At 70.4% G+C, this 20333-nt stretch carries 23 protein-coding genes; 12 read left to right on the forward strand and 11 right to left on the reverse strand.

Annotated elements, in window-relative coordinates:
* Positions 1–45: 45 nt before the first annotated feature.
* Entirely contained in the window at positions 46–1248 is a 1203-nt protein-coding gene (locus IU476_RS18750) for a PPE domain-containing protein (RefSeq protein ID WP_195101789.1), read from the forward strand.
* Positions 1245–2084 (forward strand): ESX secretion-associated protein EspG, encoded by an 840-nt coding sequence (locus IU476_RS18755; RefSeq protein WP_195101791.1) that lies wholly within the window; start codon positions 1245–1247, stop codon positions 2082–2084. Before IU476_RS18750 ends, IU476_RS18755 begins: the two co-directional genes overlap by 4 nt.
* A gap of 14 nt (positions 2085–2098) precedes the next feature.
* On the opposite strand, the gene IU476_RS18760 is transcribed toward IU476_RS18755, so the two are convergent.
* From IU476_RS18760 to IU476_RS18770, 3 genes are read right to left on the reverse strand one after another with little or no spacing between them, the layout of a single operon-like run.
* A complete protein-coding gene (locus IU476_RS18760) occupies positions 2099–2830 on the reverse strand; it encodes a histidine phosphatase family protein (RefSeq protein WP_324194122.1) in 732 nt (243 codons plus the stop codon).
* Positions 2827–3747 (reverse strand): prephenate dehydratase, encoded by a 921-nt coding sequence (pheA, locus tag IU476_RS18765; RefSeq protein ID WP_195101793.1) that lies wholly within the window; start codon positions 3745–3747, stop codon positions 2827–2829. The genes IU476_RS18760 and pheA overlap by 4 nt, the downstream gene beginning before the upstream one ends.
* A gap of 50 nt (positions 3748–3797) precedes the next feature.
* Positions 3798–4217, reverse strand: a complete 420-nt coding sequence (locus tag IU476_RS18770) for a hypothetical protein (protein ID WP_195101794.1) — start codon at positions 4215–4217, stop codon at positions 3798–3800.
* A 99-nt stretch (positions 4218–4316) separates the two neighbouring features.
* On the opposite strand from IU476_RS18770, the gene IU476_RS18775 reads away from it, so the two are divergent.
* The 5 genes from IU476_RS18775 (at position 4317) to IU476_RS18795 (ending at position 8541) form a co-directional block, all read left to right on the forward strand.
* Positions 4317–5078, forward strand: a complete 762-nt coding sequence (locus tag IU476_RS18775; RefSeq protein WP_195101795.1) for a DUF2470 domain-containing protein — start codon at positions 4317–4319, stop codon at positions 5076–5078.
* A 65-nt stretch (positions 5079–5143) separates the two neighbouring features.
* On the forward strand, positions 5144–5569 hold the full coding sequence (locus IU476_RS18780; protein WP_195101796.1) for a nuclear transport factor 2 family protein: 426 nt from the start codon (positions 5144–5146) through the stop codon (positions 5567–5569).
* Between the two features lie 30 nt (positions 5570–5599).
* A complete protein-coding gene (locus tag IU476_RS18785) occupies positions 5600–6394 on the forward strand; it encodes a CPBP family intramembrane glutamic endopeptidase (protein WP_195101797.1) in 795 nt (264 codons plus the stop codon).
* Positions 6395–6648: 254 nt separating this feature from the next.
* Positions 6649–7821 (forward strand): LCP family protein, encoded by a 1173-nt coding sequence (locus IU476_RS18790; RefSeq protein WP_195102067.1) that lies wholly within the window; start codon positions 6649–6651, stop codon positions 7819–7821.
* 171 nt (positions 7822–7992) lie between these two features.
* A complete protein-coding gene (locus IU476_RS18795; RefSeq protein ID WP_195101798.1) occupies positions 7993–8541 on the forward strand; it encodes a ferritin in 549 nt (182 codons plus the stop codon).
* A gap of 64 nt (positions 8542–8605) precedes the next feature.
* On the opposite strand, the gene IU476_RS18800 is transcribed toward IU476_RS18795, so the two are convergent.
* The 4 genes from IU476_RS18800 to IU476_RS18815 form a co-directional block, all read right to left on the reverse strand.
* On the reverse strand, positions 8606–9532 hold the full coding sequence (locus IU476_RS18800; protein WP_195101799.1) for a DUF5926 family protein: 927 nt from the start codon (positions 9530–9532) through the stop codon (positions 8606–8608).
* Positions 9533–9598: 66 nt separating this feature from the next.
* The gene (locus IU476_RS18805; RefSeq protein WP_195101801.1) at positions 9599–10366 is read right to left on the reverse strand and encodes a glycerophosphodiester phosphodiesterase; all 768 of its coding nucleotides are present in this window, start codon (positions 10364–10366) and stop codon (positions 9599–9601) included.
* A complete protein-coding gene (locus IU476_RS18810) occupies positions 10363–11412 on the reverse strand; it encodes a DUF4328 domain-containing protein (protein ID WP_195101803.1) in 1050 nt (349 codons plus the stop codon). Before IU476_RS18810 ends, IU476_RS18805 begins: the two co-directional genes overlap by 4 nt.
* A gap of 52 nt (positions 11413–11464) precedes the next feature.
* The gene (locus IU476_RS18815; protein ID WP_195101804.1) at positions 11465–11842 is read right to left on the reverse strand and encodes a rhodanese-like domain-containing protein; all 378 of its coding nucleotides are present in this window, start codon (positions 11840–11842) and stop codon (positions 11465–11467) included.
* A 436-nt stretch (positions 11843–12278) separates the two neighbouring features.
* Between IU476_RS18815 and IU476_RS18820 the strand changes: the two genes are divergently transcribed.
* The 4 genes from IU476_RS18820 (at position 12279) to IU476_RS18835 (ending at position 15478) form a co-directional block, all read left to right on the forward strand.
* A complete protein-coding gene (locus IU476_RS18820; RefSeq protein WP_195101807.1) occupies positions 12279–12890 on the forward strand; it encodes a hypothetical protein in 612 nt (203 codons plus the stop codon).
* Between the two features lie 155 nt (positions 12891–13045).
* Positions 13046–13669, forward strand: a complete 624-nt coding sequence (locus IU476_RS18825; RefSeq protein ID WP_195101809.1) for a superoxide dismutase — start codon at positions 13046–13048, stop codon at positions 13667–13669.
* A gap of 200 nt (positions 13670–13869) precedes the next feature.
* Positions 13870–14397, forward strand: coding sequence for a peptidase (locus IU476_RS18830; RefSeq protein WP_195101811.1), 528 nt, complete (start codon positions 13870–13872; stop codon positions 14395–14397).
* Positions 14398–14758: 361 nt separating this feature from the next.
* The gene (locus IU476_RS18835; RefSeq protein WP_195101813.1) at positions 14759–15478 is read left to right on the forward strand and encodes a TMEM165/GDT1 family protein; all 720 of its coding nucleotides are present in this window, start codon (positions 14759–14761) and stop codon (positions 15476–15478) included.
* A 10-nt stretch (positions 15479–15488) separates the two neighbouring features.
* Here IU476_RS18835 and IU476_RS18840 read toward each other — a convergent pair whose 3' ends face one another.
* The gene (locus IU476_RS18840) at positions 15489–16166 is read right to left on the reverse strand and encodes a TetR/AcrR family transcriptional regulator (RefSeq protein WP_195101815.1); all 678 of its coding nucleotides are present in this window, start codon (positions 16164–16166) and stop codon (positions 15489–15491) included.
* A gap of 144 nt (positions 16167–16310) precedes the next feature.
* On the opposite strand from IU476_RS18840, the gene IU476_RS18845 reads away from it, so the two are divergent.
* Entirely contained in the window at positions 16311–17078 is a 768-nt protein-coding gene (locus IU476_RS18845; protein ID WP_195101817.1) for an SDR family NAD(P)-dependent oxidoreductase, read from the forward strand.
* A gap of 82 nt (positions 17079–17160) precedes the next feature.
* On the opposite strand, the gene IU476_RS18850 is transcribed toward IU476_RS18845, so the two are convergent.
* The 3 genes from IU476_RS18850 to htpG form a co-directional block, all read right to left on the reverse strand.
* On the reverse strand, positions 17161–17826 hold the full coding sequence (locus tag IU476_RS18850; protein WP_195101819.1) for a DUF1361 domain-containing protein: 666 nt from the start codon (positions 17824–17826) through the stop codon (positions 17161–17163).
* Positions 17827–17920: 94 nt separating this feature from the next.
* Positions 17921–18121 carry a cold-shock protein gene (locus tag IU476_RS18855; RefSeq protein ID WP_024801330.1) on the reverse strand — a complete coding sequence of 67 codons (201 nt, stop codon included), beginning with the start codon at positions 18119–18121 and terminating at the stop codon, positions 17921–17923.
* 249 nt (positions 18122–18370) lie between these two features.
* On the reverse strand, positions 18371–20332 hold the full coding sequence (gene htpG / locus IU476_RS18860; RefSeq protein WP_195101821.1) for a molecular chaperone HtpG: 1962 nt from the start codon (positions 20330–20332) through the stop codon (positions 18371–18373).
* Position 20333: the final 1 nt, after the last annotated feature.

Consider the following 20333-nt stretch of genomic DNA (forward strand, 5'->3'; position numbering starts at 1 on the left):
CACGACACCACAGCGACTTCAGAGCCGTACAGGGGAGTAACGAACATGGTTGCAGGGATTACCGGGGCTATCTGGGAGCTTCGCCCCGCCGAGATCAATTGCGCCACACTGCACAGCGGCGCGCACGCCATCCCGATCAGCGCCGCGGGCACGGCGTGGGGCGCGCTGTCCGCGGTCTGGGCGGAGGCCGGCGTCACGGTCGCCCGCACGATGGCCGAGCTGGGCGTCGGCATGGAGGGTCTCGGTGGTCTCGCCGCGCTGGGCAAGCTGACGGGCTTCCTCGGCTGGGCCGGCCAGCAGACCGCCATGGCCGCCACCATGGGCGCCAAGGCGGCCGGCAACGCGACGGCCTACGCCGTCGCCGCGCTCGCCATGCCGAGCCCGCCGGAGATCACGGCCACCAACGCCGCCGTGGTCGCCGCGCACACCCCGCCGGGCATCGCCACGGGCAGCTTCGCGGCGGCCGAGGCCGCGCGCGTCGCCATGGACATGCGCGCCGCGCTGGTGATGGAGACCTACGAGGCCGCGACCACGGCCATCGTCACCACCCCGGGCGAGTTCCTGCAGCCGCCGCCGATCGTCCCCGGCGCCGGGTCCGCCGCCGAGGGCGGCCAGGCGGCCCAGGGCGCGACGCTGCAGGCCACCCCGAGCGACCCGCTGCAGGCCACCATCGCCGCCGCGCAGGCGGCCGCGAGCAACCCGGCCGTGCTGAACGCCGCCACCCAGGCCGCGCAGTCGGCGGCCTCCATGGCCGCCAGCGGCGTGAGCACCGCGGGCAATGTCGCGGGCACCGCGATCACCTCGGCCGTGCACGCCAGTTCGGGAGTGCCGAGCTTCGCCACCCCGATGATGTCCTCGATGGGCGCGGTCGGCAGCGTCGGCGGCCTCACCGCGGCCACCCGCGCGGTGTCGTTCTCCGGTGGTTCCACCGTGGGCATCGGCAACAACGCCGGTTCGCTCAAGCTGCCCGAGGGCTGGGGTTCGGGCGGCGCCCTGGGCGCCGGTCCGGCGGGCGGCGCGACGGGCACGGCCACCGCCGAGCCGATGGCTCCCGGCCAGCTGGGCACGCCCGCGGCGGGCCGCCCGGCCGGTGTCGGCGGCAATCCGCTGCTGGGCCACCAGGCACAGGACGACGAGGACGAGTCGCAGCCCACGGGCAACGACTACTTGCGGGGGGACCACTTCGGCCAGGGCGGCGTCATCGCGCCCGGGGTCATCGGTGGCGACCCCGCGGAGAGCGCTAGGTGACGGTGCTCGGAGCTGGGCACGGGCCGTCGATGTTGGACGCGGTCGTGCTGTCGTTCCACGAGTTCCAGCTGCTTCAGCAGCAGCTGGAACTCACCGACATCCCGGTCGTGCTCGCCGCGAACCGGTACTACGACAACGAGGTCACCTACGCCGAGGCCATGGACACCGCCGCCCGATCGCTCGCCGAGCGGGAGCTGGTGACCGGCGGCGAGGTCGTGCCGGAACTCGCGGAGCGGATGCGCGCGCTGAACCGGCCGCACTGGGCGCTGGAGATGCGCTGGATCGTTGCCGAACAGGTGAATCGGCTGTGCATCGCGAAGGGCGACGAGTTGGAGGTCGTCGTCCTGCGCGGGCAGGACACCTTCGTCGTCGACGAGGCCGGCCCCGACCTGCCGGGCACGGTGATCGCGGCGCTCGGCCCGGCGCAGGCGCTCGAGCTGTACGGCATGAACGCCCCGACCGAGGAACTCGCCCCGATCCTCGGCGACACCGGCGACAGCGCCGCCACCGCGCGGCGGCTGGCCGCCATCGGCAAGCCGGACCACGACGCCGCCACCCTGGCCGCGGCGCTGGTGGACATCGAGTCCGCCGCCGAGATCATCGGCGTGATCTACGGCGACGGCACCCGCGATTTCACGCCCACCCACATCTCGGTGTTCAACACCCGCCACGGCCGGTTCCTGTCGACCACCAGCATCTCCGACGACGACGTGAAGTGGTCGTCGCTGAGTTCCGGCACCGCGGCCCGGTTGCGTATCGCGTTGCAGGACTTGATCAATTCGATGCCGCTGCGCGAGGACTTCCCGCACGGCAACGTCTCGCCGCTGGGCACCTGAGGCGGCCCGGCGGCTCAGCCCATCGGGTCGTCGGCGGTCGGTTCGATCTCCGTGTCGAACGGCGGGGTGTAGCGGCCCCACCGCACGCACTCCCAGCCCAGGAAGTCGGCCTCGACACCGCCGGTGGGTGCGTACTGCGGGACCAGTTCGATGGTTTCGGTGTTGTCGAGGTGGTTGTTCGTCGCGAACGGCGCCGCCACCCCGCCGAGCACCCGCCCCGCCAAACGCATTGCGGCGCCGTGGCTCACGAGCAGGATGTCCCCCTCCTCGTGCAGGTCGCCGGGCGTCAGATAGGTCAGGCGCAGGTGTTCCAGCACGAGCAGATAGCGGTCGAGCACGTCCTGGCCGCTCTCGCCGCCCGGCAGCCGCGCCTCCAGTTCGCCGTGGTGCCAGCGGTGGTACACGTCCTGGAAGAGCCGGTGCGCCGCATCGGAACCCGCGCCCTCGAGGTCGCCGACCTGCACCTCGTACACGCCGTCGAGCACCTCCGCGGGCACACCCGTCACCGACTCGATGTGACCGGCGGTCTGGCGGGCGCGCAGCGCCGGGGAACTGAACAGCCGGCGGGGCGGCACCGGCAGCGCGGCGCCGAACGATTTCGCCTGCGCCACACCGCGTTCGGTCAGCGGCAGGCCGGGCACGCGGGTGTCGAGCACCTTCGCGACATTGCCCTCGGTCTCGCCGTGCCGCACCAGAATCAACTTCCCGGCTCGGTACGGCGCGCCGGTCTCCACGGTCTCGGTCACAGGTCCGCGACCCCCTTTCGCAAATCCTTCAGCCACTCCGACGCCGGTTCGTCCGGCGGCGGCGGGGTGCCGCTCGGCGAACTCGCCGGCCAGGAGCCCAGGTAGCGGAGCCGACCGGCGGTGCGGTGCAACGCCTTCAGCGCCTCGGCGACCGCGGTGTCGTCGATGTGGCCGACGCAGTCGAGGTAGAAGCGGTAGGTGCCCATGCCCGTGCGCGTGGGCCGGGATTCGATGCGGGTGAGATCCACACCGCGCGTGGCGAATTCGGCGAAGACCCGCATCAGCGCGCCGGGCTCGTTGGCCAGTTCCAGCACCACCAGCGAGGTGCGGTCGGCACCGGTGCGCGGCGGCGCGGTGCGCGGCCTGGTCACCAGCACGAACCTGGTGACCGCCTGGTCGTGGTCGGCGACACCGGAAGCCAGCGTCGCCAGCCCCAGCCGCTCGCCCGCCAGCGCGGTGGACACCGCGGCGTCGGCGTGGCCGTTCACCACGTCCTCCGCGGCGGCGGCGTTGGAGGCGGAGGTGTACAGCCGTGCCTGCGGCAGGCGCCGCTCCAGCCAGAGGCGCACCTGCGCGGCGGCCACCGGATAGGCGGCGACGGTGTGTACCTCGGACAGTTCGATCCCGGGCCGCGCGACGATCGTGAACGCCACGTCCAGCTCGGTCTCCGCCACGATCTGCAGCCGCGGGCCGACGGCGAGCGCGTCGAGGGTCGCCGAGATGGAGCCCTCGACCGAACTCTCGATCGGCACCACCGCGCCGTCGGCCGCACCGGACCGGATCAGTTCGAGCGCGGCGCCCTGACTGGGCGCGGCGAGACGCTCGACCGGTCCGTCGAACAGCTGCGCGGACTCGAGCTGGGCGAGGGCCATCTCGGTGAAGGTTCCTGACGGCCCGAAATAGGCGATACGCGGCACGGATACGACACTACCGACAGTCGGGGCCAGGGCTTCGAGTTCGTGGGAAGTCAACCGGCCAGCACGCGCAGGCCGCGCGCCACTTCGTCGGGAGTGTCCGACTCGACGGCGAGCAGTACCTCGCGCAGCGCCTGCACCGCGGGCGGCTGCAGCCCGCGCAGGAATTCGACATCGGGCGCGCGCAGGGCCGCACGGATGTCCTCGCCGCACAGCGCGGCGGCGGTACCGGCGATGATCGCCAGCGCGCGGGCCGCCGACGAGGTGCGGGCGACGAACCCGATCTCGGTGTGCGCGGCGCCGACCAGGAAGGCCGCCACCTGTTCGTCGGGGGCGTTGCCGTCCAGTAGCGGAGCCTGTGTCGCCGCGGAGGTGGCGCGGACCAGACCGTCCACCAGGCTCGCGCGGGCGACGCCGGGCACGCTCAACGGCACCAGGACCGGCTCGGCGGCGGAACTCGATTCGTGCGACACGGTTTCCACCGTAGCGATCGCAACGCTTGCGCTCCGGGTCGCGGTCACTTAGCTTAGGTTTACCTAATACGCGCCGGGTTCGGATATCTGGGAGGAAGCATGCCCCGCACTACCACCACCGCCGCCCCGTCCACGGCCGAGCGGGTGCGCAGCGCCAGCGCACACGCCGAGCACGCGGTCCTGGCCCTGCCCGGCGCCGACCCGGTTCCGACGACGGTGCACCACCTGCGCGCGAGCGGCGACGCCGTGATCGCGGTGCCGCTCGACTCCCCCGCCGTGACCGCGGCCTGGGGACCGCTCGGCTCGCCCGCGGTCCTGGAACTCACCGACATGGCCCCGCTGCCGCTGCGCGAGCCGGTGCGCTCGCTGGTGTGGCTGCGCGGCCGGGTCCGCGCCGTGCCGCAGTACGCCCAGCGCGCACTGGCCGGCGAGGTCGCCAAGGAGCATCCGCACCCGGCGCTGCTCGACGTCGGGCACACCACGACGCTGCTGCGCGTGGTGGTCGACTCGGCGGTGGTGGCCGATTCCAGCGGCGCCGCCGCGGCCTGCCTCGAACAACTGCGCACCGCCCGCCCCGACCCGTTCTGGGAACTGGAGTCGGCGTGGTTGCAGCACATGGACTCCGACCACGCCGACGTGGTGGCCCAGCTCGCCCGGCACCTGCCGGTCCGGCTGCGCGGCGGCGCGGTGCACCCGCTGGCCATCGACCGCTACGGCGTCACCCTGCGGGTCGAGAGCGCCGACGGCGACCACGACGTCCGCCTCCCCTTCGAAACCCCCGTCGACGACGTCCAGTCCCTCAGCCGCGCCGTCCGCATCCTCGCCGGCTGCCCGTTCCTGCACGGCATGCGCCACATGTGAATTCGGCCGACGACCTCGTCTCATTTCCGCCAGCCACGGCCTCGGCCGCCTCCTACGCTGTGCTCGTGCCAGACAACCGGACCATCATCCAGAACGCGTGGCGCGCGTTCGCGAGTCACGACGCCGCGCAGATCGCCCCGTACTTCACCGCCGACGCCGAGTGGCTGGCCCCGGCCGGCAACGCCACCGCGGTCGCGCTCGGCGGGCCCAGTCACCTGGTCGGCCGTGAGGTCATCACCCGATTCCTCGCCGAGGACTTCGGAAAGTTGTTCGTCGGCGACGTCGCGGTCGAGTTCCACGGCTTCTACGCCGACGGTGACCGCGTGATCGTGGAGGAGACCATGCGCGCGACCCTCCCCGGCGGCAACACCTACGTCAACGACTACTGCTTCGTCTTCGAGCTGCGCGACGGGCAGATCCACCGGGTGCGCGAGTACATGGACACCGCCCGCGGGCACCGCGCGATCTTCGGCGAACCCGCCACGACATAGGAGTGCCGCCGCCCACATACATTGGCGGGCATGGTGTCCTCCGCTGCTTCCGGTCCGTTCCGGCCCGAACTCGCGAACGGCCGCGAACGGACGGCCCTGCGGATCGAGATCGCGGTCGTGCTGGTCGTCACGTTCGGGCTCAGTGGCGCGAATGCGGCGTTGTCGCTGCTGGAGAGCGCGCTGGCGCCGGGCGGCGTCGGGGGGCAGAGTGTGGCGCTCAATCCGTCGCGGGCGGCGCAGTCGGCCATCGACCTGCTGTTCCAGTTGCTCGGGGTGTTGCGGCTGTTCGGGTGGGCCGCGCTCGGGCTGTATCTGTTGTGGCGCAGCGGGATCGGGCCGCGGCTGCTCGGGCTGGCCCGAATTCGCCTGCGGGGGGACGTCGTTCCGGGACTGGTGCTGGCGGCGCTCATCGGACTGCCGGGGCTGGGGCTGTATCTGGTCGCGCACGCGCTCGGCATGAGCGTGACCATCGTGCCCAGTTCGCTGCACGACCACTGGTGGCGGCTGCCGGTGCTGGTGTTCTCGGCGATCGCCAACGCGGTGGCCGAGGAGATTCTGGTGGTGGGTTATCTGATCACGCGGTTGCGAGCCCTGGGCTGGTCGGAGCGTAGGTCGTTGCTGGCCTCGTCCCTGCTGCGCGGCAGCTACCACCTGTATCAGGGCCTCGGCGGCGGGCTGGGGAACGTGGTGATGGGACTGGTGTTCGGCGGGTACTGGCAGCGCGCGAACCGCTTGTGGGCGTTGATACTCGCGCACGCCACCATCGACGTGGTCGCGTACGTCGGCTACACGCTGCTGCACGGGCACGTCTCGTGGCTGCCGTGACCTCGGGTGGCGTCCCGACACGCCGACGGCGGCGTGGTCGGTGGTCACCGTGAGCATCGTCATCGACTCGAGATGAACCCGGGAGCCCGCCGGGTCAGTAGCATCTCGGTGATGAACGGCGACGACCCCCAGCAGTACGCGCGGACGCGCCGGGTGCCGCCGCCAGGACCCGGACGGCCCGGCCGCATCCGGACAATCGGCGGCACCCGGGCGGCGAACCACCCCGGCGCCCCCCGATCGAACCCACCCAGGTGATGCGCCGCGACGCCACCGACCGGCCGCTGGCCTGGTCGCAGGTGCCGCCCGGCGGCAACCCGCCGCCCCGGTTCCGCTCGGGCCCGCGTCGCCCCGCCGAGCCGCCGCCCACGCACGCGCCCACTCAACGCCCGGTGCCGTACCGGGAGCCGCCACCGCCACCACCGCCCGCCGCACCGGCCCGCCGCCGCGACCGTCCGCCGCGCGAACCGCGAATACGGCGCAAAAGGCATTGGGGCCGTTGGTTGTTGGCACTGTTGCTGATTCTGGTGCTCACCCCGATCGCGGCCGCGGTCTACCTGGACCGCTCGCTGCACCGCGTCGACGCGCTCGCCGACTACAGCGGCCGCGGCGGCGACACCCCGGGCACGAATTGGCTGCTGACCGGATCCGACAGCCGACTGGGACTGACCGCGGATCAGGAGAGCGAGCTGTCCACCGGCGACACCGCCGACGCCGGCGGCGAACGCAGCGACACGATCATCCTGGTGCACGTCCCGAAGTCCGGCGGCGCGACCATCGTCAGCCTGCCCCGCGACTCCTACGTGCCCATCCCGGGCATCGGCCGGGACAAACTCAACGCGGCGTTCTCCGCGGGCGGCCCGAAACTGCTGACCCAGACCGTGGAGACGGTCACCGGCCTGCACATCGATCATTTCGCGGAAATCGGCTTCGGCGGATTCGCGGGCATGGTGGACGCGGTCGGCGGCATCGACATGTGCCTGCCGTACGCGATCGACGACCCGCTCGCGGGCATCGACCTGCCCGAGGGCTGCCAGCACCTGTCCGGCGCCCAGGCCCTCGGCTTCGTCCGCACCCGCGCCACCCCGCGCGCCGACCTCGACCGCATGCACAACCAGCAGCTGTTCCTCTCGGCGCTGCTACAGAAGGCGACGAGCACGGGGACGCTGGTCAACCCGTTCCGGCTGTGGCCGCTGGCGCAGGGACTGTCCGGCTCGCTGCGGGTCGACAACGGCGACCACATCTGGGATCTGGCCCGGCTCGGCTGGGCGCTGCGCGGCGACACGGTGTCGACCACGGTCCCGATCGGCGGCTTCGACGACGTGTCCGGCAGCGGCAATGTGCTGCTGTGGGACAAGGAGCGGGCGGGCCGATTCTTCGACGCGCTGGCGGCGGACCAGCCGGTTCCTGTGGATCTGATCACAAAATAGGTCGAGCGGCACCTCCTATTCTCGGCGCGAATTCCCGAAACCCGATCGGGCAGCACCGGAAATAGCCGGAGAGAATAGCGATACATTAGGCAATACTTGCCTCATTTAGGTCGCGCTCAATAAGGGTGCACTTGGATGACACGGCCGATAACCAGCACTAATGTCGCTGCCATGTCCACTCACCCCGAGCCTCCCCGCAGCAAGTTCCACCACTTGCTGCACGATCAGATTCGGCACGAATTCAATGCCGAACATCAGTACATCGCCATCGCGGTGTGGTTCGACAATGCCGATCTTCCGGTATTGGCGAAGTACTTCTACAAGCAGTCGGTGGAAGAGCGCAATCACGCGATGATGATCGCGCAGTACTTCCTCGATCGGGATATGAGCATCGAACTGTCCGGCGTCGACGGGGCGAAGTCGCAATTCCAGAACGTGCGCGAGCCCATCGAACTGGCGCTGCAGCAGGAGAAGACGGTCACCGATCAGATCGTCCAGCTGGCCAGCACCGCCCGCGAAGAGGGCGACTACCTGGGCGAGCAGTTCATGCAGTGGTTCCTGAAGGAGCAGGTGGAGGAGGTGGCGCGGATGACGACGCTGCTCACCGTCACCGAGCGCGCCGGCACCAACCTGTTCGACCTGGAGAACTTCGTCGCGCGCGAGATGAGCTCGCCGAGCGACGCCTCGGGCGCCCCGCACGTCGCGGGCGGCTCGGTCTGACCGTCCGCACCGGGTGAGCGAGGCTCGGCTCCGCGTGGAAAACCATGCGGAGCCGAGCTTTTCGCTATCGCAGGGTGACCTGGCGCGAGCGCAGGCCGTCGCGGGACCGGCGCTCGTCGGAGGTCAGCGGCGCGTCGGCGGCCAGGGCCGCGGCCAGGCGGGCACCGAATTCGGCCGCGGGCGCGACCCATTCGTTCGCGTGCCGCTCGCGATCCAGGTCGAACACCGGAACCAGCAGGCCGTGCGTGCGGAACGAGCCGGCGAACCGCGAGCCCTCGCCGAGGTGCAGCCCGCCGGCCGCGTGCACCCGGGCCAGCGCCAGCATCAGGGCGTCCTCGTCCTCGGGGCGCACCCAGCGCAGGTGCGCCTTCTCGCCGGCGTCGACCCACCAGGCCGCGCCGACGGCGTCGGCGCCCAGCTCCAGCCGATCCGACGGCAGGATCGCCTGGTTCGCCTGCTCGATCGTGGCGGCGACCTGCGGCTCGGGCGTCACGCCGGCGGGCACCCACCAGTCGAAGTTCTGGTGCACGGTCAGGTCCAGGCTCGCGCCCGGGTCCAGCACCTCGGTCAGCGCGGGGACCGTAGCCGCGCCGGACGCGGCGGCCGCCTGCAGCGACTCGCCCGGCTCGGCGCCCTGGGTCCACAGCACGGCGGCGGCCAGATCGGCGGCCGGGTCGTCGGACTGGTGCTGCACCTGCGCGGCGACGAAACCGGTCGCCTCGTCGCCCGCGCGCACCAGCGCGGCCACGGCGCCGGGCAGCACGGTGGCGAGGGTGACGGGACGTTCCGCCGCCACGCCGGGCGCCAGCTTCAGCGTCGCCGTCGCCGACGGCACGAACTCCCGTAGCGCGACGAGATCGCATTCGGCGGCGAGGCCGGCGAACGGGCGCGCCGAGGCCTGCGCGGCCTGCTGCTGCGCCGCGCGACGTTCGGCCAGACGCTGCGCCCGATTACTGTCGGGCTTGGGACTGTTGCGCTTCGACTTACCCACGAACGGTGAACCTACCGTGTCGGATCCGCTACCCCGGCACGGGCACGCCCGTTCGGGCGGCGCGCCTCACACGGTGGCGAGCACGGCCTTCGTGCGGCCCGGATGATTAGTGGCGATCCAGCTGACACCGAGTTCGGCGCACAGCTTCACGTCCTCGGCGGCGTCCACGGTCCAGCAGTAGGTGGCGCGGCCCGCGGCGGCGGCCTTGTCCACCAGTTCGGGATGGTCGCGCAGGGTCTTCACCGACGGCCCGACGGCGGTGGCGCCCACCGTGGTCGCGGCGCTGCCGCCGAGGTACCGCGACGACTCGCCCAGCAGCACCGTGGGCAGCAGCGGGGCCGAGCGCCGGATCCGCCACACCGCGGTGGCGGCGAACGACATCACCACTGCGCGCGAGTGGTCGGCCGAGGCCGGCGTCGCGATGCCGTAGCGCTGCAGTTCGGCCAGCACCTTCGCCTCGACCAGGGCGCCGTAGCGCACCGGGTGCTTGGTCTCGATGAACAGCTTGGTCGGCCGGCTGCGCCAGTCCAGCACCAGCGAGATGAGTTCGCCGAGGGTCAGCACCTCCGCGGCCGCGCCGTCGGCGCCGAAGTCCAACTCCCGCAACTCGTCCAGGCTCATCTCGCTCACCAGGCCGGTGCCCGAGGAGGTGCGGTCCACGGTGCGGTCGTGCACGCACACCAGGTGGCCGTCGCGGGTCAGCCGGACATCGCATTCGACACCGTCGGCACCCTCCTGCAGCGCGAGTTCGTAGGCGGCCAGGGTGTGCTCGGGGCGCGTGCCCGAGGCACCGCGGTGCGCCACCACGAAGGGTGCGCGACTGTCTCGACTCACTGCGCCATGACCTCCTCGTGCTCGGACTCCGCACCGGACGCCGAATCGGAATCGTCATTCTTCCCGACCGCCGGGCCGGCCGCGCGCTCGGCGGGATGCACCGGCTCGATCACCGGCACCGCCGGACCCACCGAGGCCACCCACCGCTTCGGCAACCGGACGCGACCGCGCAGGTCCAGGCCGTCGAGCAGCCGGACGAGCCACAGCGACAGCCCGGCGACCGCGGCGGCCACCAGATCGGTCCAGGCGGTGAACAGCACCCCGTCGGCCTGGCTCTGCAGCGAATCGGCGGTGCGCCAGCACAGCGACGCGAGCACCATCGCGCCGTTGAGCGCCCAGGCGCCCCACCAGACGCGCACCGCGCGCACGACTCTCGGGTCCCCGCCGCGCAATTCGGTCAGTTCGGTCAGGAACACGCCCGGATACAGCAGATTGACCACCGGAATCAGGCAGCCGCCCCACAGCACGCGCGGGGACCGGGGATCGCGGCGGCCGGCGCTGGCGTAGGCGGCCCGGCGCGCCTCGACGAGCCAGCCGATCAGCGCGATCGCGGCGGCCAGCGCGCTGACCAGCGCCAGGCAGGCCGTCGCGTAGACCGCGGTGTCGGAGGCCAGCAGGGCCGCGGGATGGATCAGGCGGGTGCGATTGTGCAGCAGCACCAGGTAGCGGACCAGTTCGGCGAGCGCGGCGAGGGCGAACAGCACACCGGTGGTGATGATCAGCCGGTCGCGGCGCTCGGTGAAGGCGGCCAACCGCCCGTTCTTCGCCGCCACCGGGCGCACGGGTTCGTCCCGCAGGCCCCAGCGCGGCATCTCGCGGTAGTGCGGCGTCGCGAGCGACGGGGGTGCCGAGCGGACCGGGCGACCGTCGCGCGGGTGCCGGCCCGGCGGCCGGGCCACCCACCGATAGTTGCGGCGCTCGGCCGGCGCGTCGACCGGCGCGGGAGACAGCAGCACACCGCGGCAGCGCGGGCACCAATGGTTCGGCCTGCCCTGCACCGCCCAGCGCGCGCCGCAGCGGGCACAGGGCTGCACGACGGTACTCACCGCTCGCCTCCCCCTCTCCTCGGATGCCGTAAGCCTTCGGTGGATCGCGCCATCAGTAGATCTTCGCCTCGTCCCCGTCCGCGCTCGCCAGCGGCCGACCGGAACTCTGCCACGCCACCATGCCGCCGACCACGTGGAACGCGTCGAAGCCGACGTGCGTCAGATACTGCACCACCTGGATGGACCGGCCGCCCTGCCGACACACCACGTAGATCTCGGAGTCGTAGTCCAGCTCGTCGACCCGCGCGGGCACGTCGGCCATCGGGATGTGCACGGCGCCGGGCGCGTGGCCGAGCCGCCACTCGTCGTCCTCGCGGACGTCGAGCAGGATGGCCGCGGCGGGCGGGTTGCTCGCCGCACCGGACCGGGCGGCGTCGAACTCGGCGGGTACTTCGTCGACCGGCACCGACGGAACTTCGGGGCTCGTCACGATCTCGATCCTGCCACGGTCGCGGGGCGGGTGCGGAGTCCGAGTGTTCTTGCCGGTGGGCAACCGCTACCGGACATCCGGTCTGTTCCGCTCCGGCATAGCCTGTCGGCCACCCCGGGCCGTCGGCCGCGTATACCCGTATGCCCAGTTATCCACATAATCCACAACCTGATCCACAGGTAGCGGAAAGGACTCCCGCCCGCGAGCACGCGGGCGACCGATCCGAGACTCCCCTCCTCATCCCGGAGCGGTCGCCCGCCGCCGAGGCGGGACCGCGCCGCAGGTCAGCATGTTCCCGAGATCCGCGGCGCGATCCCGACAAGTACTTGGACGGAACATCCGGGCGTCCGGTTCCCCTCGGTTCCGAAAAAACGACAACACCGGCGAGAAAACCGAAATCCCGGGCTCTGCCCGGTCGGATCGGTAGCCTTGGACCATGGACGCGAGCAGGGGGTTACTCGACGAATTGGACGCGGCCGGACTGGATACCGCCCTCGCGGAGGCCACCTGCCTCGGCGTCACGGTGGACACTGCGGCCGCGCGCGTACGACTCGAACTGGAGGTGCTCACCCTTCCGGCCGAGGGCCCGCCGCCCGAGGATCGCCGCGTGTTCCTGACCCTGACGGGCGTCAGCCGGGTCGCCGCCTCGCTGCGCAAACAGGAGTGGGACGACCTGGAGCCCAAGATCTTCCCGCTCACCCTGGACACGCTCGGCGAGGCCATCGCCGGTTTCGGCGGCGGCGCGCTGCACGGCTGGGATTTCATCGACGTCGACGACAGCGGCTGGTCGCTGTGGCGGGAACTGCTCAGCTTCGACACCACCGTGAGCGACCGCCCGGCCACGCACGTCCTGGAATTCTCTCAGCAGGAGGGCATCGACCCGCGCGAACTCGACGTGCGCGTGTGGTTCGAGGGCGTGGAGGTGGAGACCGCCGAGGGCCTATCCGTGCCGCCGGCCGATTTCGTCGCCGGCGGCCGCCGCTGGTGGAAGGCGCACGACGCGTGCGACCCGCGCACCATGCTGCCGGACGTCGCGCCGCCGATGTAACCGAGCACTCCTCCGCCCACTCCGTGGGACGCCGGGCCGCCATTGGAATCCGGGGGCATGGAACCCGGTTGCAACCGAGCGGGTGTACGAATGATGGTTGGGTGCGCTGGAACACGCCGAGCGCACACGGCCCGACATCATGAGGAAGGGACATCGTGGCTGAGTACACGCTGCCAGATCTGGATTACGACTACGGCGCCCTGGAGCCCCACATCTCCGGGCAGATCAACGAGCTGCATCACTCCAAGCACCACGCGACCTACGTCGCCGGCGTGAACACGGCGCTCGAGAAGCTGGAAGCCGCGCGCGAGGCCGAGGATCACGGCGCGATCTTCCTGCACGAGAAGAACCTGGCCTTCCACCTGGGTGGGCACGTCAACCACTCGATCTGGTGGAAGAACCTCTCCCCCAACGGCGGCGACAAGCCGGTCGGCGAGCTGGCCGCCGCGATCGACGACCAGTTCGGTTCGTTCGACAAGTTCCGTGCCCAGTTCACCGCGGCCGCCAACGGCCTGCAGGGTTCGGGCTGGGCGGTCCTGGGTTACGACACCCTGGGCCAGAAGCTGCTCACCTTCCAGCTGTACGACCAGCAGGCCAACGTGCCGCTGGGCATCATCCCGCTGCTGCAGGTCGACATGTGGGAGCACGCTTTCTACCTGCAGTACAAGAACGTCAAGGCCGACTACGTCAAGGCCTTCTGGAACGTCGTCAACTGGGCCGACGTGCAGGAGCGCTTCACCAAGGCGGTCGCGCAGGGCAAGGGTCTCATCTTCGGCTGAGTCCGCCCCGCGAGTGGGCCCGCGAACCGGACGGTTCGCGGGCCCATTCCATGTTTCAGGGCTGTTACCAGGCATTTGGCACTCTCTGGTACTTGTGTGCCAGACATTGTTTGCGTCATTCTCGGGTACCCACAAGTCAATGGACGGGCTCGCTCGGCAGGGCGAGCGGCCGGCCCCCGTCTCGACCTCGGGAGGCAGCGATGCGCAGCAACGATCAGGTCCTCGTGACGCCCTTCCAGGCCCGCGGCCTGCTCCGCGGCTTTCTCATCGGCGGCCGCTGGCCCGACACCACCAAGGAGTGGGCGCAACTACTCGTGCTGGCCGTGCGCGTCGCGAGCCTTCCCGGCCTGCTGTCCACCACCACGGTCTTCGGCGCCCGCGAGGACCTGCCCGACGATCCCGATCCGGGCACCGTGGGCCTCGTACTGGCCGAGGGTCCGGTGCTGGGCGAGGAGGCCGTGGAGCCGGGCCGCTTCGCCGAGCACGCCCCGCCCGCGCTGCTCATGCTGCATCCCCCGTCGGAAACCAGGCCGTCGCTGCCGGAATGCGCGGCGTCGGCCTCGGGGTGCGTGCTGCTGCCCGGCGTGCCGCATCTGGGCCTGGAACATCGCGCGGCGTGGGTGGAGACGGAGCTGGACGGCACGGTCACCACGATGGTGAGCCGCGTCGGCGTGGACCCCAACAGCGACCCCGACACCGCGGTGCTGGCCATGCTGCTCGCGGCGTGAGAACGGGTCGGCTGCCGCACTCGAAAGGGTCGGCTGCCGTCCGCGAACGGGTACCCGAAACCTTCCACGTGGATCCCCAAACTTATTGCGCGCATTGGCTTTTCGATGACGGGGTGTTGGCGACGCCGCGCAACTTAGGGTAGGCTTCTGCACAGCGAAGGGGAGTAGCCCCCAATCACGTGGTCGACATACTGATCCACGCCGCGGCACCGCGCCGGGCAGGGTCCGGACACGTGAACCGGCAGCGCGCCGGTGGGCGAGACCTTCGGCCGATAACAGACCAACCGAGCATTCGGATGCGTTGTCGGCTGAGGGCGCGCTCCGTCTTCGGCCGGCAGGCCGGAGACCTGGGAGCCGTTTCATGATCGCCACGATATTGCTGAGTTTCGGGGTGCTGTTCCTCGCCGAGCTCGGCGACAAGTCGCAGCTGATGGCGCTGACCTTCGCGCTGCGCTACCGGTGGTGGATCGTGCTGGCCGGCATCACCGTGGCCAGCGTCGCGGTGAATCTGATCGCCGCCGGCGTCGGGCACTTCCTCGGCGCCGCGCTCCCCACCGAACTGATCGCGGTGTGCACCGGCGTCATCCTGCTCGCGGTCGGTCTGTGGACGCTGTACGACGCGCGCCGCGAGAACACCGAGTCCGAGCCGGCCGCCGAGTCCGCCGCGCAGCCGCCGGGCCGGGCCTTCTTCGTGGTCGTCTCGGCCTTCCTGCTGGCCGAGCTCGGCGACCGCACGATGTTCGCCACGGTCGCCCTGTCGTCCAACCACAGCTGGCTCGCGGTGTGGACGGGCTCGGTGCTCGGCATGGTCGCCGCCGGGGGCCTGGCCATCGGCATCGGCATCACGGTCGGCAAGCACCTGCCCGAGCGCACCATCGCCCTCGGGTCGGGCCTGCTGTTCCTCTACATCGGCACGGCCACCCTGCTCTCGGCGCTGCTGCCGAACCTCGGCCGCGCGCCCGAACTGGCCCTTGCCGCACTCACCCCCGCGCTGGCCCTCGCCGCGCTGTGGGCCCTCGGCCGCCGCACCACCCGACCCGCCGAACACACCACACCGGACCCCCTCGACAGCCACCGGTAACGCGCAGCCCTCAGGTGCGTGAGAGGGCGGGTTCGGTGGCGGCGGCGGGGGCCGCGCCGAACAGGTCGCCGCTGCGGCGCACGAGTTCCAGCATCGGGGCGCGCAGGGCGTGCAGGCCGTCGGGGTCGTCGGCGGCGATGCGGGTGGTGACCATGGCGCTCAGGGCGGCGACCAGGGTCTGGCAGGCGAAGCGCTGCGGTTCGGTGCGCGCCTCGAGGGTGTCGGCCAGCATCTCCACGAACGACTCCTGCAGCAGCGCCCGGCGCGCGATGGCCTTCGGCCCCACGGCGTACACCTCGACCAGATACACCCGGGCGTACGCGGACTCGCTCGTCAGCGCGTCCAGGTAGGCGGTCAGCAGCACGTCCATCCGCTCTTCCAGTGGCGCGGGCGAATCCGCCTGCGCCCGTGCGGTTTCCGTGATCCGTTCGAGCAACAGGTGAACCGCGCGCTCGTAGGCCGCCTCGAAACAGTCCTCTTTGGAACGGAACTGCTCGTAGAAGGTCTCCCGCGACACCCCGGCGCGCTTGATGATCGCGGCGACGGACGTTCCGACATAACCGTTCTCGGCCATCGCGTCGGCCATCGCGGTCAGGATGCGGTCGCGCTGTGCGGCGACCACCGTTTCCCGGGGCAGGCCGTGACGACCGCGGGGCAGCTGGCGAACGGTGCTGACCGGCTCTGGCATACCGACGACGGTAGCACCGGGGAACACCCCTGTTCACAAACGGCTCGGCGGCCACCCCCGGCCGATCCGACCGACCCGCCGGTTAGGGTGCTTATTGACGGAAGGCCAGTGAAGGGCCGTCACAGACGAGAGGACCATAACACCGTGGAGATTTCGGGATCCGCCGCAATCATCACCGGAGCTGCGTCCGGCCTGGGCGCCGCGACCGCCGCCCGCTTCGCCGACCTGGGAGCCACCGTATTCGGGCTGGACCTGCAGCAGTCCATCGAACGCGCCGGCGACGGCGTGCCGCCCGGTGTCACCCTGATTCCGACCGACGTGACCGACGGCGACGAGGTGGCGGCCGCGGTCGCCACGGTGGTCGAGTCCGGCGTGCCGCCGCGCATCGTCGTCAACTGCGCCGGCGTCGGCTGGGCCGGCCGGATCCTGTCCAAGAACGGCCCGCACGACCTGGAGCTGTTCCGCACGGTCATCACCGTGAACCTGCTCGGCACCTTCAACGTGATGCGACTGGCCGCCGACGCCATCGCCAAGACCGAGCCGGTCGACGAGTACGGCCAGCGCGGCGTCGTCATCAACACCGCCTCGGTGGCGGCGTTCGAGGGCCAGGTCGGCCAGATCGCCTACTCGGCGTCCAAGGGCGGCGTGGCCGGCATGACCATCCCCGCCGCGCGCGACCTGGCGCAGTTCGGCATCCGGGTCGACACCATCGCCCCCGGCATCATCGACACCCCGATGCTGGCCGGCGTCACCGAGGAGTACCGCAAGGGCCTCGAGGCCGGCGTCCCGTTCCCCTCCCGCCTGGGCCGCCCCGACGAGTACGCCCAGCTGGCCCAGTACATCGTCGAGCACGACTACCTCAACGGCGAGGTCTTCCGCATGGACGGCGCGCTCCGCATGGCGCCGCGCTGACGCGGGGTCACTCCGAGACGGCCAGAGACGAGGCCCGTGCCGTACTTCGGTGCGGGCCTTCGTCGTTGCCGCGCAACAGATTTCAGGAGGCGTCCGAGGCGGGGCGGAGGTGGATCAGGGCGCGGCGGGTGGTGTCGACAGTGGCCTCGGCGACGGCCTTGGTGACGAAGTGGCCGAGGGCCGTGACCAGGAAGAGCACGACGATCGCGGCGGGCGCCCAGGACCAGCTCAGGGCCAGCAGGATGCGGTCGAAGGTGCCGCGCGGCTGGACCACCGGCTCCCAGCTGTTGAGCCGGGCCCAGCGGCCGAGGAAAATACCGACCGCACAGGACAGGTGCAGGCCGAGCGTCACGTGCAGCCGATAGCGGCCCAGCCCGCTGCCGTCGAGGAACCGGCCCACCTCGGCCAGGGCCAGGTAGTAGGCCAGGAAACCGGCGACGATGAACGCGGTGTACAGCGGGAGCACGGTCGTCACCACCGGGCCGTCGCCCACGGCGTGGATGTCGTAGCGCAGGTGCACGAGATCGGTCACCACATACGGCGCGTTGGGCAGGAACAGCACGAACAGCACCAGCCCGCCCCACCACACCGGCGAGCGCGCCGCGGTGCCGGCGCCGCGCCCCGTGCGGAACACCAGCAGCGCCAGCGCCACCGGGACCCACGCCAGGACGGTGTTCCAGGTCATCCAGAAGAGGTCCCGACGAGCCACGTGCACCAGGCTCGCCCCCACCGAATCGAGCACGTCCATACCTCCATGATGGGGTACTGCACGGCGACGGCTCCAGCGCCGAACGACAGAAGGCCCACACCGAACCGGTGTGGGCCTTGCTGATTCGCCCGAATTACAGGGCGCGGACGCCGGAGGCCTGCGGCCCCTTCTTGCCCTGGGTGATCTCGAAGCTCACCTGCTGGCCCTCGTCGAGGCCGCGGTAGCCGCTGCCCTCGATCTCCGAGTAGTGCACGAACACGTCGGGGCCGCCCTCATGAGCGATGAAGCCGTAGCCCTTTTCCGCGTTGAACCACTTCACAGTGCCCTGAACCATCTTGTCTTCTCCTGAATAGGTTGTTGCCGGTCGCCGCGGTCGCGGCACCCGGGTCGCATCCAGACGGCGACTTGCAACTTGCCTGGCAAGGAGAAGCGACGCCCGCACAATGCTCCGCGCGAGCATGATGAACACGAACACATAAAAGATGCGACCAACAACAGTAACGCATGGGAGCCGGAAAGGTTCCGGCCCCGGGAGCGGCCATGACCAGCGTCACAGCCGCTCCACGCGGGTCGGTCGGTCGGTTTACAGCGAGCGGGTCAGCCGGTCGGCCAGCACCTGGGCGAAGTGTGCCGGATCCTTCAGCTCGCCGCCCTCGGCGAGAACCGCCGTGCCGTACAGCAATTCGGCGGTCTGTGCGAGATCCTCCGCCTTGCCCGCCTCGGCGTCGTCCTTCTTCTCGGCGTAGGCGTCGCGCAGGCCGGTGACCAGCGGATGACTCGGGTTGAGCTCGAGGATCCGCTTGGTCTCCGGCAGCGCCTGGCCCGAGGCCCGGTACATGCGCTCCAGCTGCGGAGTGAAATCGAACACGTCACCCACGACGCACGCCGGGGAGGTGGTCAGGCGGCTGGACAGCCGCACCTCCTTGACGCTGTCGCTGAGCGTCTCCTTCAGCCACTTCAGCACGTCGCCGAAGTCCTTCTCCTGCTGTTCGCGCAGCTGCTCGGAGGCCTTCTTCTCCTCCTCGGTCTCCAGGTCGACCTCGCCCTTGGCGATCGACCGGAACTGCTTGCCGTCGAATTCCGGCACCGCGCCGACCCACATCTCGTCGACCGGGTCGGTGAGGACCAGCACCTCGAGACCCTTGGCCTTGAACGCCTCCATGTGCGGCGAGTTCTCGATCTGCTGCCGGGACTCGCCGGTCATGTAGTAGATGGCGTCCTGGCCGTCCTTCATCCGCTCCACGTACTCGGCGAGCGTGGTGGGCTGCTCGTCGGAATGCGTCGACGCGAAGGAGGAGACCTGCAGGATGGTCTCGCGGTTGTCGAAGTCCGACAGCAGGCCCTCCTTGAGGACGCGGCCGAACTCCTTCCAGAAGGTCTCGTACTTCGACTTGTCCTCGGCGCCCTGCAGATCCTTCACCGTGGACAGGACCTTGCGCACCAGGCGCTTGCGGATCATCTGGATCTGCCGGTCCTGCTGCAGGATCTCGCGAGAGACGTTGAGCGACAGGTCCTGCGCGTCCACCACGCCCTTGACGAAGCGCAGGTACTCCGGCATCAGCTCTTCGCAGTTGTCCATGATGAACACCCGCCGGACGTAGAGCTGCACGCCGCGCTGATGGTCGCGCTGGAACAGATCGAACGGCGCGTGCGACGGAATGAACAGCAGCGCCTGGTATTCGAAGGTGCCCTCGGCCTTGAGCGGGATGATCTCCAGCGGATCGTCCCAGGCGTGCGAGACGTGCTTGTAGAACTCCTTGTACTCCTCCTCGGACACCTCGCTCTTCGGGCGCGTCCACAGCGCCTTCTGCGAGTTGAGCGTCTGATCCTCGAGGATCGTCCGCTCCTGCTTGTCCTCGCCCTCACCCTCGGTGACGGTCCGCTCCACCTGCATGCGGATCGGCCAGGCGATGAAATCGGAGTACTTCTTGACGATGTCGCGGAGCTTCCACTCCTGCGTGTAGTCGAAGAGGTGGTCCTCCTCGTCGGCGGGCTTGAGGTGCAGCGACACCGCGGTGCCCTGCGGCGCCTCGTCCAGGGTTTCGATGGTGTAGGTGGAGCTGCCCGCGGCCGACTCCCACCGGGTGGCCGTCGTCTCACCGGCGCGGCGGGTGGTCAGGGTGACCTTGTCGGCCACCATGAAGGTCGAGTAGAAGCCGATGCCGAACTGACCGATCAACTCCTCGGCCTCGGCCTGCGACTTCTTGGCCTCCAGCAGCTGCCGGCGCACCTCGGCGGTGCCCGACTTGGCCAGGGTGCCGATCAGATCCACCACCTCGGCGCGCGACATGCCGATGCCGTTGTCGCGGACCGTGAGGATCCGATTCTCCTTGTCGACCTCCAGCTCGACGTGCAGATCCGAGGTGTCGACCTCCAGATCCTTGTCCCGGAACGACTCCAGCCGCAGCTTGTCCAGGGCGTCGGAGGCGTTCGAGATCAGTTCGCGAAGGAAGGTGTCCTTGTTCGAGTAGACCGAGTGGATCATCAGTTCCAGGAGCTGATGAGTCTCGGCCTGAAACTCCAGCTGTTCGACGTGCTCAGTCACG

This window comes from Nocardia blacklockiae, from assembly GCF_015477355.1.
Classification (GTDB): domain Bacteria; phylum Actinomycetota; class Actinomycetes; order Mycobacteriales; family Mycobacteriaceae; genus Nocardia; species Nocardia blacklockiae.